The following is a 13282-nucleotide window of genomic DNA, read 5'->3' on the forward strand; positions in this document are numbered from 1 at the left end:
TTCGTCAACAGGCGGCGGTCGCGCTGGCGGCGGCGCCGAGCGCGGCCTCGACGTCCTCCGGTGACGCGAGGCCGGTGAACTCCGGGCCGATCACGAAGTCGACCGTGGCGGTGGCCCGGGTGTCGGGGAAGTCGCCGGCGCCCGGGACGAACAGCGCGACGTAGGCGGCGGCCTCGTTGCCGCGCGGCCCGTGCCGCAGCTCGCCGACGCCGGTGACCTCACGCTCGGTGGGGTCGTTGGCGATCTCCTCGACGACGAAGCCCCGTTCCTGCAGCGACGCGGCGACCTCCTGGGCCAGGCCGCCGGTGTCGGTGGCGTTGAAGACGCGCAGCGTGACCGTGGTCGGGTCCAGCGAGGGCGGTGCCGCCGAGGCGCTGGCGCACGCCTCGGCCTCCTGCTCCTCGAGTTCGCCCTCGGTGTCGAAGACGTTCCACCAGACGACCAGCGCGGCCAGTGCGAGCACCAGCAGGAAGACCAGCGGCGGGATCGGCCGGCGGCCGCTCCAGGGACGGACCGCGGATCGGTCGGTGGGCGGCGCGCTCACGGGCTCTGGTCCCCCTCGGTTCCTGGCGTTGGCCGGGAGTGTAGGGCGGCGCGGGTTACCTAGATCGCACCGTCGTCGAGCGCGGCGCGTCCGCGTTCGACACACGGGTCGATGCGGTCGGCGTACCCGGCGGTGTCCTTGCCGGCCATGGCGCCGGCGGCCGACCGGGCGACGATCCCGGCGACGATCGCGGCGAACTTGAAGTAGGCGAAGGCGACGTACCAGGGCAGGTCGGAGAGGTCCAGGCTGCTGCGCTCGGCGTAGCGCGCCGCGACCTCCGCACGGGTCGGGAAGCCCTCGAGCGCGGTCACCGTGCTCTGCCCCGCGACGGCGTCCTCCCCGGCCTGCGGCCAGTAGACGTGCAGCATCCCCAGGTCGGCGAGCGGGTCACCGAGGGTCGACATCTCCCAGTCCAGCACCGCCCGGATGCGGCCGGGGGTCTGCGGGTCGAGCAGGCAGTTGTCCAGCCGGAAGTCGCCGTGCACGATCCCGTCGCGCTGGGTGGTGGGGACGGTCTGCGCCAGGCGGGCGGCGAGGGCGTCCAGGCCGGGCCGCTCGCGGTCGCGGGTGGCGTCCCACTGCTGGGTCCAGCGGCGCACCTGCCGGGCCATGAAGCCCTCCGGCCGCCCGAAGTCGCCCAGCCCCACCGCCTCGTGGTCGACGGCGTGCAGGTCGGCCAGGACGTCGACCAGGCCCTCGCCGATCGCCCGCCGCTGGGCCGGCTCGTCGGCGTAGCCGGCCGGGATCCGGTCGACGACGTGCAGGCCGACCACCCGCTCCATCACGTAGAAGGGCGCGCCGAGCACGGCGGTGTCGGTGCACAGGTGCAGCGTCCGCGGCACCGGGACGGCGGTCGGGCCCAGCGCGGAGACCACCCGGTGCTCGCGTGCCATGTCGTGCGCGGTGGCGAGGACGGCACCGGTCGGCGGCCGCCGGAGGATGACCGCGTCGTCGTCCGACCCGCCCTCCGGGGTCACCACGTAGGTGAGGTTGGACATGCCGGCCGCGATGAGATCGACGCGGACGCTGGACCACCGCTCGTCGTCGAGGACGGAGGCCAGGTAGGGCCCGACGACGGCCGGATCAGCACCCACGGGAGTCGACACGGGCGCAGGGTAACCTCTGGCGCTCCGCGCCCCGTCCGACACGGTCCCGGCAGGGGGTGGTGACCCCCTTGCGCGCCGGGCACAAACGGGGGCCGCGCGACGTTGGGGGGTCCGCCGGTCAGACCGTGCCGGTGTGCCCCGCCGTCCGCCGGTGAGGTCGGCGGCGCGGTCGTACGAGCACCGGCCGGTGCCCGCCCTGCGGTCACCGGTCCCCGGACCCCCGGTCGCCCTGGCGACCGGACACCACGGCGGCGCCGCAGCGCGCCGCCGCAGACGACGCGGGCGCCGCGCCCGCGAGAACCCCGGAGGAGGGGCACTTCCCATGGCCACCGACTACGACGCCCCGCGCCGCAACGAGGCCGACGAGCTCGGCGAGGACTCGCTCGAGGAGCTCAAGGCCCGCCGCGCCGAGGCGCAGTCCTCGTCGGTCGACGTCGACGAGACCGACTTCAACGAGAACCTCGAGCTCCCCGGCGCCGACCTGTCCAACGAGGAGCTGACCGTCCGCGTGCTGCCCAAGCAGGAGGACGAGTTCACCTGCTCGCGCTGCTTCCTGGTCCAGCACCGCAGCCGGCTGGCCGCCACCAAGGGCGACCAGCTGTTCTGCCGCGACTGCGCCGCCTGATGGAGGACCCCGCGTCCCCTCATCCCTCGCACGCTCGGGACGGGATCCTGACGCCGGGCCGTTCCAGCACCTCACCAGGCTCGCGACGGGACCCTGCAGCGGACCGCACCACGGCACCTCGACCGGAGGAGTGAGGAACCAGTGACCGACCACGGCGATCGCACCGTGCCAGTGCGGGACGTCCCGCCGCCGCGACCGGTCGCGCCCAGCGCGGCCGGCGGACGCACGGCCCCGCCCGCGGAGGAGGGCCCGCTCGCGCGGGCCGGCCGGCTGCTGGCCGAGGCGGCGTCCGGTCTGGTGGGCGGGACGACGGAGGCCACGTCGGACGGCCGCCGCTCGACCACGGCGACGCTGCGCGACGTCGTCGCCGCGGTCGCGGCCGCCGGGGTCCGCGCCGGCCGCGGCGCCGCCGAACCGGGCGCGCCGTGGTCCGGTCCGGACGACGGCGGCGGGACCCGCACCCCCGGTGCCCTGCTCGGCGACCTGCTGACCACCGCCGCCCCGCGGCTGCCGATCCGCGACGCCGGGCGACTGCGCGCGGTCCACCCCGGCGCGTCCGACGACGAGATCGCCGACGCGCTCGTGGCGCGGGCCGCGAAGCTCACCGCGGGCATCGGCGCGGCCACCGGCGGGCTGTCGGCGGCCCACTGGGTCGCCCCACCCTCGCTGCTGGCGCTGCCGCTCGAGCTCGGCGCCGAGACGGTCCTCACCGCCGCCGTCGAGGTCGTGCTGCTCGGCGAGCTGCACGAGCTGTACGGCCGGCCCGCCCCGGGCGACGCCCGCGACCGGGCGCTGGCCTACCTGTCCAGCTGGACCCGGCAGCGGGCGGTCGAGGACTCCGTCGTCCCGGGTCTGGGCGTCGTCCTCGGCTCGGCCGGACTGCGCACGCTCAGCCGCCGGATGACCCGGCGGATGGCCCGCAGCGTCCCGGGGGCGGCCCCCTTCCTCGTCGGTGCGGCGCTCGGCGGCCGGGCCAACCGGAAGGCCACCGAGACGCTGGCCCGCCGGGTGCTCGCCGACCTGCGCCGGTCCCCCTCCTGAGGCGAGGACCGGGCCCCGTGCTGGTGCGGGGCCGGAACGGCCTCCTTGCAGGGTCCTGCCGGCCCCGTCCAGAGGCTCGCCGCGAGCTCGCGAGCGGTGAGGAGGACGGGGTCCTTCTCCGAGCGGTGGGGGGCAAGGGGGTCCTTATAGGGTCGCGGACGTGCCCGAGCCCTTCCTCTGCGCCGCCCCCGAGGTGGAGGTCCCGGTGCGGCTCACCTCCCCGGAGGACGCCGTCCCCGCCTACGCCCTGCCCGGCGACGCCGGGGCCGACCTGGCCATCGCCGAGGACCTCGAGCTGGCGCCGTTCCAGCGGGCACTGGTCGGCACCGGCGTCGCGGTCGCGATCCCCGAGGGCTACGCCGGGTTCGTCCACCCGCGCTCAGGCCTGGCCCACCGGCTGGGGCTGTCGCTGGTCAACGCCCCGGGCACCATCGACGCCGGCTACCGCGGGGAGATCAAGGTCAACCTGGTGAACCTCGACCCGGCGACGCCGCTGACGCTGCGCCGCGGCGACCGCGTCGCCCAGCTGGTGGTGCAGCCGGTCGTGCGGGCCCGCTTCGTACCCGTCGAGCAGCTGCCGGAGAGCGCGCGCGGGGCGGGGGGCCACGGGTCGACCGGCGGGCACGCTCCCGTCTCGGCGAAGGGAACCGACTGACATGCCGTTCGGACGGCGACGCAACCGGATCGACCGCAGCCTGCGCGAGCGCGGGGTGCCGCCGGAGCCGCAGCACAAGGTCCGCGAGGTCGAGGAGACCACCGGGCCGTGGGACGCCGCCCACGCCCCCGACGACGGCGTCGCCCGCATCGACCTGGGCTCGCTGCAGGTGCCCGCGGTGCCGGGCACGGAGCTGCGGGTCGACGTCAACGCCCAGCAGAAGGTCATCGGCGCCACGCTGCGCTACGGCGACTCGCTGCTGCAGGTGGCGGTGTTCGCCGCGCCCCGGGCCGGCGGCATCTGGGACGACGTCCGCGCCGACCTCGCCCGCAGCGCCTCCGGCCAGGGCGGGTCGCTGCGCGAGGTCGACGGGCCCTTCGGCCCGGAGCTGGCCGGCTCCGTGCGGGTGAACCCGCCGGCGCAGCCCGGCCAGCCGGCCCCGGCGCCGGTGCGCCGCCCGGCGCGCTTCGTCGGCGTCGACGGGCCCCGCTGGTTCCTGCGGGGCATGATCAGCGGCCCCGCGGCGGAGCGCCCGGAAGCCGCCGCCGCGCTGGAGCAGGCGTTCCGGCAGATCGTCGTCGTCCGCGGGAGCTCGCCGATGCCGGTCCGGGAGCCGCTGCCGCTGACCCTGCCGCCGCAGGCCGCCGCACAGCTCGCCGCGCAGCAGGCCGTCCGCCCACCGGGGAGCCCGCCCCCCGCTCCGCCGGGCGCGTGAGGGCCGTCCGCACCGCCTACGGGCCGCACCCCGACCAGTTCGTCGAGCTGACCCTGCCCGCGGTCGCCGGTCCGGCGCCGGTGGTGGTCGTGCTGCACGGCGGCTTCTGGCGGGCCGCGTACGGCGTCGAGCTGGCCCGGCCGCTCGCGGCCGACCTGGCCGCCGCCGGCTTCGCCGCCGTCGCGGTCGAGTACCGCCGGGTCGGCTCCGGCGGCGGCTGGCCGGTCACCCTCGAGGACGTCGCAGCGGCGCTGGACCGCCTGCCGGAGCTGCCCGGCAGCGGCCGGCTGGACCTCGCCGACGTCGCGGTCGTCGGGCACTCCGCCGGCGGCCACCTCGCCGCGTGGGCCGCCGGCCGCGACCGGCTCCCCGGGGGTGCGCCGGGCGCGGCGCCGCGGGTGCGGGTGGCCGCGGCCGTGATGCAGGCAGGGGTGCTCGACCTGGAGCGCGCCGCGGCGCAGCGGCTGGGCGACGGGGCGGTGCAGGACCTGCTTGGGGCCGAGCCGCAGCAGTCGCCGGAGCGCTACGCGGCGGCCGACCCGGTGCGGCTGGTCCCGCCCGGCATCGACGTGCTGTGCGTCCACGGCACCGGCGACACGACCGTCCCGGCCGAGCAGAGCACCCGCTACGCCGAGGCCGCCGCAGCGCAGGGCGTGCACGTCGACGTGCGGCTCGTGCCGGGTGACCACATGGTGCTCATCGACCCGGCAGGGGAGCCGTGGGCACTGGTCCGCGACTGGCTGCAGTCGCGCGCCGGAGGGAGCCGCGGCGGTTCTACGCTGGGTCCGTGACGGAGACACGCCAGAGCGGCTGGTTCGCGCGGACGCTGCAGCGGCTGACCGCCGACGACCAGACCATCGACGCGGAGAACCTGCGAGCCGGGTCGGCGAGCGCCGGGTGCGAGGCGGTCAGCGCCTGCCGCAAGGGCGCCGTCGTCACCGTCACCGGCCGGCTCAAGTCGGTGGTCTACACCCCGCGGGAGACGGTGCCGACCCTGGAGGCGGAGCTCTTCGACGGCTCCGGCTCGGTCACCCTCGTGTGGCTCGGCCGGCGGCGGATCCCCGGCATCGAGCCCGGCCGCACGCTCACCGCGCACGGCCGTTTCGCCTCCTTCGACGGGCGGCAGGTCATCTACAACCCCCGGTACGAGCTGAGCGCCGGGTGACGGCTGCGCCCGAGGGGGACGGGCGAACCGGTCCGGCACGCCCGGAGGACCACCGCCCCGAGGACGACGCCGCGACCGGGCCGCGCAGCGTGGCCTTCGACCGGCACCTGGTGCTGGACCAGCTCGGCGGCTGGCGCGGCATGCTCGACGCCACGCTGCCCACCGTCGCGTTCATCGTGGCCAACTCCGTGGCCGGGCTGCGCGCCGGCATCTGGGCCGCCCTCGGCGTCGCCGTCCTGCTCTTCGGGCTGCGCCTGGTGCGCCGGGAGAGCGTGCAGCAGGCGTTCAGCGGCCTCTTCGGGGTCGCGATCGCGGTGGCCATCGCCGCCGCCTCGGGGCAGGCCCGCGACTTCTTCGTCCCCGGGCTGATCCGCAACGCCGCCCTCGGCGTGGTGCTGATCGGCTCGATCGCCTTCCGCTGGCCGCTGGTCGGCGTGGTCGCCGAGTTCCTCGCGCCCAGCCACCTGGGCGCGATGGCGTCGCACACGGTGCCGGGGCTGCGCCGCCGGATCCACCGGGTCAACGCCACGCTGCACCACCGGCCGCCGCCGGACCCCGCGACCGGCGCGCGCCCGGCCGACCCCGCGCCCGAGCGGCACTGGCGCGAGGACCCGCGCATGGTGCGCGCCTACTCCTGGCTGACGCTGATGTGGGGCGTCGTCTTCCTGGTGCGCGTCGCCGTGCAGTGGGTGCTCTACCGCGCCGACGAGGTCGAGCTGCTGGGCACGGCCTCGCTGCTGCTCGGCCTGCCGGTCACCGCCGTCGAGGTCGTGGTGACCCTGTGGGTGGTGTCCCGGCTGCACCGGCACCGCGCGGAAGCCCCGCAGCCGGGCGCCTGAGCGAGGACCCGACGCCCTGCGGGCGGGCTGTCACGGGGCGGGGGACAGCACCTGCTGCAGCTGCTCCTCGACATCGGCGTGGGTGACGAACAGCAGCTCGTCGCCGACCTCGAGCGGCTCGTCGGGGGTCGGGGTGATCACCCGGTCGCCGCGCAGGACGGCGGTCAGCACCGTCTCCCGCGGCAGCGGCACCTCGCGCAGTGGCTTGCCCGCCCAGGGGGTGTCCTCGTCGAGGGTGATCTCGACCAGGTTGGCCGCGCCCTTGCGGAAGCTCATCAGCCGGACGACGTCGCCGACGGTCACCGCCTCCTCGACCAGCGCGGCCAGCACCCGCGGCGTGGACACGGCGACGTCGACGCCCCAGGCCTCGGTGTAGAGCCACTCGTTGCGCGGGTCCTTGACCCGGGCGACGACCCGGTTGACCGCGAACTCGGTCTTGGCCAGCAGCGAGACGACGAGGTTGGCCTTGTCGTCGCCGGTGGCGGCCACGACGACGTCGCAGGTGGCCAGCTGCGCCTCCTCCAGGGAGGAGACCTCGCACGCGTCGGCCTGCACCCACTCGGCGCCGGGCACCGCCCGGGTGCGGACCTTGCGGCCGTCCTTCTCGATGAGCATCACAGCGTGGCCGTTGGAGAGCAGCTCCCCGGCGATCGAGCGCCCGACAGCGCCCGCGCCCACGATGGCGACCCGCATCAATGTCCCCCTCCTCCGGGGCCCTGCTCGACCACCTCGTGCACCCGCTGGGTGATCGCGTCGGTCGAGGCGACCACGAGCTGGTCGCCGTCCTGCAGCACCGTGGCGGTGTTGGGCAGCTGGGCCTCGCCGTAGCGGACCAGCCACGCGGCCCGCGCCCCGGACGCGGCCTCCAGGTCGGCCAGCCGCCGGCCGACCCACGGCTCGGTGACCGTGACCCGCATGAGCAGCACCTGCCCGGTCGGCTCCCGCCACAGCTCGCTGACCTTGACCGAGAGCAGCTCGCGCAGCAGCCGGTTCACCGTCCAGGGGACGGTGGCGACGCTGGGGATGCCCATCCGCTCGTAGACCTCGGCGCGCTTGGAGTCGTAGATGCGCGCCACGACGTGCTGGACGCCGAAGGTCTCCCGCGCCACCCGCGCGCTGATGATGTTGGAGTTGTCGCCGCTGCTCACCGCGGCGAACGCGCCGGCGGAGTCGATGCCGGCGTCGAGCAGCGTCTGGCGGTCGAAGCCCAGGCCGGTGACCTGACGGCCGGCGAAGTCCGGACCCAGCCGGCGGAACGCCTCGGGGTCCTGGTCGATCACGGCCACGCTGTGGCCGACCTCCTCGAGCCGGCGGGCGATCGCCGACCCGACGCGGCCGCAGCCCATCACGACCACGTGCACGGGGTTCTCCCAAGCTCACAGGTACGGTGCGCCGGCGTCGTCCCGCCCGCGCGTGTCCGGCCGCGAAGCTACACCTGGGCGCCCACCGGACCGCGGTGCGCAGCGCGGCATCTCACTCTCCCGGCGGGGGCGCGCGGGGGTTGCGCGTCCGTACCATCGCCGCCGTGCCGACCCTGTCCGATCTCGGACAACTCCCGAAGCGTCTGGTCCTGGGCCGCCCCGTGCGCAGCGACCGGCTGGGGGAGTCCCTGCTGCCCAAGCGCCTGGCGCTGCCCATCTTCGCGAGCGACCCGCTGTCCTCCGTGGCCTACGCCACGCAGGAGATCCTCATCGTCCTGACGCTGGCCGGGACGGCGTTCCTCTACCTGGCACCCTGGCTGGCGATCGCCGTCGTCCTGCTGCTGGTGACGGTCGTCCTCTCCTACCGGCAGGTGGTGCGCGCCTACCCCTCCGGCGGCGGCGACTACGAGGTCGCGATGAAGAACCACGGGCAGTTCGCCGGGCTGACCGTGGCCAGCGCGCTGCTCGTGGACTACGTGCTCACCGTGGCGGTGTCGGTCGCGGCCGGCACCGACAACATCATCTCGGCGTTCCCCGACCTGAACGAGCACCGGGTGGCGATCGCCGTGGGGCTGGTGACGCTGCTGGCCGCGGCGAACCTGCGCGGGCTGCGCGAGTCGGGACGGACGTTCGCCGTCCCGACCTACCTGTTCATCTCCGGCATCCTGGTGATGGTCGTCACCGGGCTGGTCCGGCACTTCTTCGGCGCCGGCCTCGACGCCGAGAGCGCCGGCTACTCGATCACCCCCGAGCCCGGCTTCGAGCAGGTCACCGGTCTCGCGCTGGTCTTCTTCGTGCTGCGCGCCTTCGCCTCCGGGTGCACCGCCCTCACCGGCGTGGAGACGATCGCCAACGGCGTGCCCGCGTTCAAGCCGCCGAAGAGCCGCAACGCCGCCACGACGCTGGCGCTCATGGGCGGCATCGCCGCGATCATGTTCTCCGGCGTCACCGCGCTGGCCCTCGCCGCCGACGTGAAGTACGCGGAGCACCCCTGCGACCTGGTCGGCTTCACCGGCTGCGAGACCGAGCCGCAGCGGACGGTCATCGCGCAGGTCGCCGCAGCGGTGTTCGGCGGGCCGACCTCGCCGGGCTTCTTCTACATTCAGGCGGCGACCGCGCTCGTCCTCATCCTGGCCGCCAACACCGCGTTCAACGGCTTCCCGCTGCTGGGCTCGGTGCTCGCCCAGGACCGCTTCCTGCCCCGGCAGCTGCACACCCGCGGCGACAAGCTGGTCTACAGCAACGGCATCCTGCTGCTCGCCGGGTTCGCCGTGCTGCTCATCGCCGCCTTCGGCGCAGACGTCAACCGGCTGATCCAGATGTACATCGTGGGCGTGTTCACCAGCTTCTCCGTCGGCCAGTGGGGCATGGTCCGGCACTGGAACCGGGAGCTGCGCTCGGAGACCGACCCGCAGGCCCGGTCCCGCATCCGCCGGTCGCAGACGATCAACGCCATCGGCGGCACCCTGACCACCGTCGTGCTGCTGATCATCATCGTCACGAAGTTCACCCGCGGCGCCTGGCTGGTCCTGCTGGTGATGCCGGTGCTCTTCCTGCTCATGCGGGCGATCAACCGGCACTACTCGCACGTCGCCGAGCAGCTGGTCCCCGACACCGACTCGCGGATGCTGCCCAGCAAGGTGCACGCGGTCGTGCTGGTGTCCAAGGTGCACAAGCCGACCCTGCGGGCGCTGGCCTTCGCCCGGGCCACCCGGCCGGACCACCTCACCGCGCTGACGGTCAACGTCGACGACGCCGAGACGCGGGCGCTGCAGACCCAGTGGGAGCGCTACGACATCCCCGTGCCGTTGACCGTGCTGGAGTCCCCCTACCGCGAGATCACCCGGCCGGTGGTCGACTTCGTCAAGGGCATCCGCCGGGCCAGCCCGCGCGAGCTGGTCGTGGTGTTCGTGCCGCAGTACGTGGTGGGCCACTGGTGGGAGAACGTGCTGCACAACCAGAGCGCGCTGCGGCTGCGCGCCCGGCTGCAGTTCCAGCCCGGCGTCATGATCACCACGGTGCCCTGGCAGCTGGAGAGCTCCGTGGGCCGCGACGACGACGGCCGCGGTGCCGGACCAGCGCCGGGGGACCTGCGGCGCGGGATCACCGACCCCTCGGAGGCGAGCCCCTATGGCTGAGCGGCGGCCCCGCCGGCGTCCGGCTGCCCCCACGCACCCGGACCGGGGCGGCGGCTGGGCCGGCCGGGAGTTCGAGGTCACCGTGGGACCGGTGGCGCACGGCGGGCACTGCGTGGCCCGGCACGAGGGCCGGGTCGTGTTCGTGCGGCACACGCTGCCCGGCGAGCGGGTCGTCGTCCGGGTCACCGAGGACCGCCAGCCGGGCTTCTGCCGCGCCGACGCCGTCGAGGTGCTCGAGGCCGCTCCCGACCGGGTGCCGCGGCCCTGTCCGTACAGCGGCCCGGGGCGCTGCGGCGGCTGCGACTGGCAGCACGTCGCGCACGAGGGGCAGCTGCGGCTCAAGGCCGAGGTGGTCCGCGAGCAGCTGACCCGCCTGGCCGGGCTGACCGCCGAGGACCCGGTCGTGCGGGACCTGACCGTCGAGGCCCTGCCCGGCGGGCCGCTGCGCTGGCGCACCCGCGCGCGCTTCGCCGTCGACCGCGCCGGGGCGCCGGGGCTGCGCCGGCACCGCTCGCACGACCTGGTGCTGCTCGAGGACTGCCCGATCACCGTGGAGCCGGCCGCGCGCGCCGTCCTCGACCGCCGCTGGCCCGGCGCCGGCGCGGTGGACGTCGCCGTCGACTCCGCCGGCACGGTGACCACCACCCGGCTCGACCGCGGAGGCCGCCCGCAGTCGACGCAGGTGCTGCGTGCCGGCGAGGACGGGGGCGGGTGGGACGACGCCAGGGAGCCGGCCCGACGGGCCGCGCGCTGGGCCGCCGGACGCGACTGGGAGGTCGAGGGCACCGGCTTCTGGCAGGTGCACCCCGCCGCGGCCGACGCGCTCACCGGGACCGTGGCCGGGTACGCCGCCGTCCGGGCGGGGGAGACGGTGCTCGACCTCTACGCCGGGGCCGGGTTGTTCGGCGGCGCGCTCGCCCCCGCCGTGGGGTCCGCGGGCCGGGTGGTCTGCGTGGAGGCCGACGAGGCCGCCTGCGCCGCCGCCCAGGCCAACCTCGCCGCGCTGACGCAGGCGGAGGTCTGGCAGGGCGAGGTGGACGCCGAGGGGCTCATCGGACTCCTCGCGGAGCTGGACGCGGAGCCGGACGTCATCGTCCTCGACCCACCCCGGGCCGGTGCCGGGACGGCGGTGAGCCGGGTGCTCGCCGCGGCCGGGCCGCGCGCGGTCGTCTACGTCGCCTGCGACCCGGCGTCACTGGCGCGCGACGTCGCCGCCTTCGCCGCGGGCGGCTACCGGCTGTCCGGACTGCGCGGCTTCGACGCCTTCCCGATGACCGCGCACGTGGAGTGCGTCGCGCTGCTCGAGCCTGCCTGAGCGCCGGGGTCAGTCCCGGTCGCGCTTCTTCGGCTTGCGGTCCTCGTCGTCCGCGGCGGGAGCGGGCTCGTCCGTCTCCTCCACCGCGGTGGTCGGCGTCGGCTCCGCCGGGGGGCTCGCGGGCACGGCCTGGGGGGCGACGGCCACGGCGGCCGGCGCCGGCACGGACGGCGCGGGGACCTGCCGCGCGACGGCGGAGGACGACGCGGCCGGGGCCGGCGCCGCCGGAGCGGGCGCGGTGGCGGACGACGACGCAGCGGGGGCCGGCGCAGCGGCCGAGGACGGCCGGGTGGTCCCCGTGCCGGTCGTCGGCGACGCGGCCGGCGCGGGTGCGGGGGCCGGCGCGGGTGCGAGAGCCGGCGCGTCCGCGGAGGCGCCGGGAGCCGGGACCCAGGCCTCCGGCGTCACGGTGCCGGCGGGCGGTGCGGCGGAGGAGGCTGCCGGCGCGGGGACCGGGTCCCCGGTCCCGGCGGCACGGGCGGCCGCGCCGCCTTCGCCGGCGCGCGCGGCGTCCCCGATCTCGCCGGCGCGCGCGGCGTCCCCGATCTCCCCGGCGCGGGCGGCGTCCCCGACGCCGGTGGCCGACGCGTCGACCGCGCTGTGCACGGCCGCGGTGCCGGGCCCGGAGACCCCGCCCTCGTCGGCCGCGACAGCGCCCAGCCCGGCAGCCATGCCGATGAAGGACAGCATCCCCAGGGCGGTGGTCGCGACCCGGGGCGGGCGCGAGCCCTCGGTGCGGGTTCTCGACGGGCGGAGCATGCGGGCGGTCCCCTCGGCGGGTGGGTGCGGCTGGTGGCGGGTGTCGGACACGGCGGCCGGGGAGTCCCGACACGGTGTGCACACTGAGTGCATTCGGTCGGGAGCGCATGGTGACGGTAACCCGGGTGGTGCCGTGACGGAAGGGTCCGGACGGGACGGATCGACCGGTTCCGGTGTGAATCGTGCGACCGACTACCGTGGCCTCCCGTGACCACCTGGGAGTACGCCTCGGTCATCACGGCCAACGACGCGGAGTCGCAGCGGGCTGGGGTGAGCGTCAAGCTCCCCGGCGGGCAGCTCGAGCGCCAGGCCGGTGACACCAGCTCGGTGCTCAACCGGCTCGGCAGCGAGGGCTGGGAGCTGGTCAGCTACCACTCCAGCGGCGCGGGCAGCTGGGGTTTCGAGCAGTTCTGGCTCAAGCGCCCCACCTCCTGAGACTCAAGCGCCCCACCTCCTGAGAGAGGACCCTCCTGCCCCCGCCACTCGCGAGCTCGCGGCGGGCCCCTGCAGGAGGCCGCCATCCTCGTGGCCGCGCGCCGTGTCGAACGAACGTTCGACCGGTGCGGCAGACTGGTGCGGTGGACCCGACGCTGCCGCCGGGGTGGCCCGCCGCCGTACGGCCGCCCGGTGCCCCCGACTGGGAGCACACGGCCGTGGCCTGGTTGTTCGACCTGGTGCCGCCGGACTACCGGGCGCACGAGGTGCTGCGCCGCTACCCGGTGCTGCTCGCCCGCTTCGCCCGCGACCACGTCGCCGCCGGCCTGGAGGCCGCGCGGGCGGGCTGGCGCACGGTGCGGGTGGAGCTCGCCGACGACCTGCCGGCCGACGCGATGGAGGCGGCGATCACGGCCTACGAGCGGGAGGGTGCGCGGCTGGCGTCGGCCGCCCGCGGCGTCGAGGCGGTGGCCGGTGCATTGCGCGGGGAACGCTGGGTACCACGGCTGTGAGCGCGGGGCCCC

At 76.1% G+C, this 13282-nt stretch carries 16 protein-coding genes; 11 read left to right on the top strand and 5 right to left on the bottom strand.

The annotated features are described in order from the left end of the window. Positions 1-4: 4 nt before the first annotated feature. Positions 5-544 (bottom strand): LytR C-terminal domain-containing protein, encoded by a 540-nt coding sequence (locus GOBS_RS09170; protein ID WP_012948009.1) that lies wholly within the window; start codon positions 542-544, stop codon positions 5-7. A gap of 59 nt (positions 545-603) precedes the next feature. Continuing rightward, a complete protein-coding gene (locus tag GOBS_RS09175; protein WP_041241421.1) occupies positions 604-1650 on the bottom strand; it encodes a phosphotransferase family protein in 1047 nt (348 codons plus the stop codon). 322 nt (positions 1651-1972) lie between these two features. Between GOBS_RS09175 and GOBS_RS09180 the strand changes: the two genes are divergently transcribed. The 7 genes from GOBS_RS09180 to GOBS_RS09210 all read left to right on the top strand — a co-directional run bounded on the left by GOBS_RS09180 (position 1973) and on the right by GOBS_RS09210 (position 6690). Beyond that, a complete protein-coding gene (locus GOBS_RS09180; RefSeq protein ID WP_012948011.1) occupies positions 1973-2275 on the top strand; it encodes a DUF4193 domain-containing protein in 303 nt (100 codons plus the stop codon). 141 nt (positions 2276-2416) lie between these two features. Beyond that, complete coding sequence (locus GOBS_RS09185) at positions 2417-3316, top strand: hypothetical protein (RefSeq protein ID WP_012948012.1); 900 nt, start codon at positions 2417-2419, stop codon at positions 3314-3316. A 160-nt stretch (positions 3317-3476) separates the two neighbouring features. Next, positions 3477-3971 (top strand): dUTP diphosphatase, encoded by a 495-nt coding sequence (gene dut / locus GOBS_RS09190; RefSeq protein ID WP_012948013.1) that lies wholly within the window; start codon positions 3477-3479, stop codon positions 3969-3971. Position 3972: 1 nt separating this feature from the next. After that, the gene (locus GOBS_RS09195; protein ID WP_012948014.1) at positions 3973-4686 is read left to right on the top strand and encodes a DUF3710 domain-containing protein; all 714 of its coding nucleotides are present in this window, start codon (positions 3973-3975) and stop codon (positions 4684-4686) included. Next, a complete protein-coding gene (locus GOBS_RS09200) occupies positions 4683-5477 on the top strand; it encodes an alpha/beta hydrolase family protein (protein ID WP_012948015.1) in 795 nt (264 codons plus the stop codon). The genes GOBS_RS09195 and GOBS_RS09200 overlap by 4 nt, the downstream gene beginning before the upstream one ends. Continuing rightward, entirely contained in the window at positions 5474-5851 is a 378-nt protein-coding gene (locus GOBS_RS09205) for an OB-fold nucleic acid binding domain-containing protein (protein ID WP_012948016.1), read from the top strand. The genes GOBS_RS09200 and GOBS_RS09205 overlap by 4 nt, the downstream gene beginning before the upstream one ends. Beyond that, positions 5848-6690 carry a DUF3159 domain-containing protein gene (locus tag GOBS_RS09210; RefSeq protein ID WP_012948017.1) on the top strand — a complete coding sequence of 281 codons (843 nt, stop codon included), beginning with the start codon at positions 5848-5850 and terminating at the stop codon, positions 6688-6690. The genes GOBS_RS09205 and GOBS_RS09210 overlap by 4 nt, the downstream gene beginning before the upstream one ends. A 30-nt stretch (positions 6691-6720) precedes the next feature. Here GOBS_RS09210 and GOBS_RS09215 read toward each other — a convergent pair whose 3' ends face one another. Next, positions 6721-7383 carry a potassium channel family protein gene (locus GOBS_RS09215; RefSeq protein ID WP_012948018.1) on the bottom strand — a complete coding sequence of 221 codons (663 nt, stop codon included), beginning with the start codon at positions 7381-7383 and terminating at the stop codon, positions 6721-6723. Then, on the bottom strand, positions 7383-8051 hold the full coding sequence (locus tag GOBS_RS09220) for a potassium channel family protein (protein ID WP_012948019.1): 669 nt from the start codon (positions 8049-8051) through the stop codon (positions 7383-7385). The genes GOBS_RS09215 and GOBS_RS09220 overlap by 1 nt, the downstream gene beginning before the upstream one ends. Positions 8052-8215: 164 nt before the next feature. Here GOBS_RS09220 and GOBS_RS09225 point away from each other — a divergent pair, with 164 nt between their 5' ends. Both GOBS_RS09225 and GOBS_RS09230 read left to right on the top strand, forming a co-directional pair. Next, positions 8216-10249: an APC family permease gene (locus GOBS_RS09225; RefSeq protein ID WP_012948020.1), complete on the top strand. Its 2034-nt coding sequence runs from the start codon at positions 8216-8218 to the stop codon at positions 10247-10249. Then, a complete protein-coding gene (locus GOBS_RS09230; protein ID WP_012948021.1) occupies positions 10242-11564 on the top strand; it encodes a class I SAM-dependent RNA methyltransferase in 1323 nt (440 codons plus the stop codon). Before GOBS_RS09225 ends, GOBS_RS09230 begins: the two co-directional genes overlap by 8 nt. 9 nt (positions 11565-11573) lie before the next feature. Here the strand turns inward: GOBS_RS09230 and GOBS_RS09235 are convergent, their stop codons facing one another. Beyond that, positions 11574-12374 carry a hypothetical protein gene (locus GOBS_RS09235; protein ID WP_041241422.1) on the bottom strand — a complete coding sequence of 267 codons (801 nt, stop codon included), beginning with the start codon at positions 12372-12374 and terminating at the stop codon, positions 11574-11576. Between the two features lie 156 nt (positions 12375-12530). Between GOBS_RS09235 and GOBS_RS09240 the strand changes: the two genes are divergently transcribed. Together GOBS_RS09240 and GOBS_RS09245 are read left to right on the top strand one after the other, a co-directional pair. Then, the gene (locus GOBS_RS09240; RefSeq protein WP_012948023.1) at positions 12531-12758 is read left to right on the top strand and encodes a DUF4177 domain-containing protein; all 228 of its coding nucleotides are present in this window, start codon (positions 12531-12533) and stop codon (positions 12756-12758) included. A 143-nt stretch (positions 12759-12901) separates the two neighbouring features. Further along, positions 12902-13270 (top strand): hypothetical protein, encoded by a 369-nt coding sequence (locus GOBS_RS09245; protein ID WP_041241423.1) that lies wholly within the window; start codon positions 12902-12904, stop codon positions 13268-13270. The last annotated feature ends 12 nt before the right edge of the window (positions 13271-13282 follow it).

It is taken from the genome of Geodermatophilus obscurus DSM 43160 (genome assembly GCF_000025345.1).
Lineage (GTDB): Bacteria > Actinomycetota > Actinomycetes > Mycobacteriales > Geodermatophilaceae > Geodermatophilus > Geodermatophilus obscurus.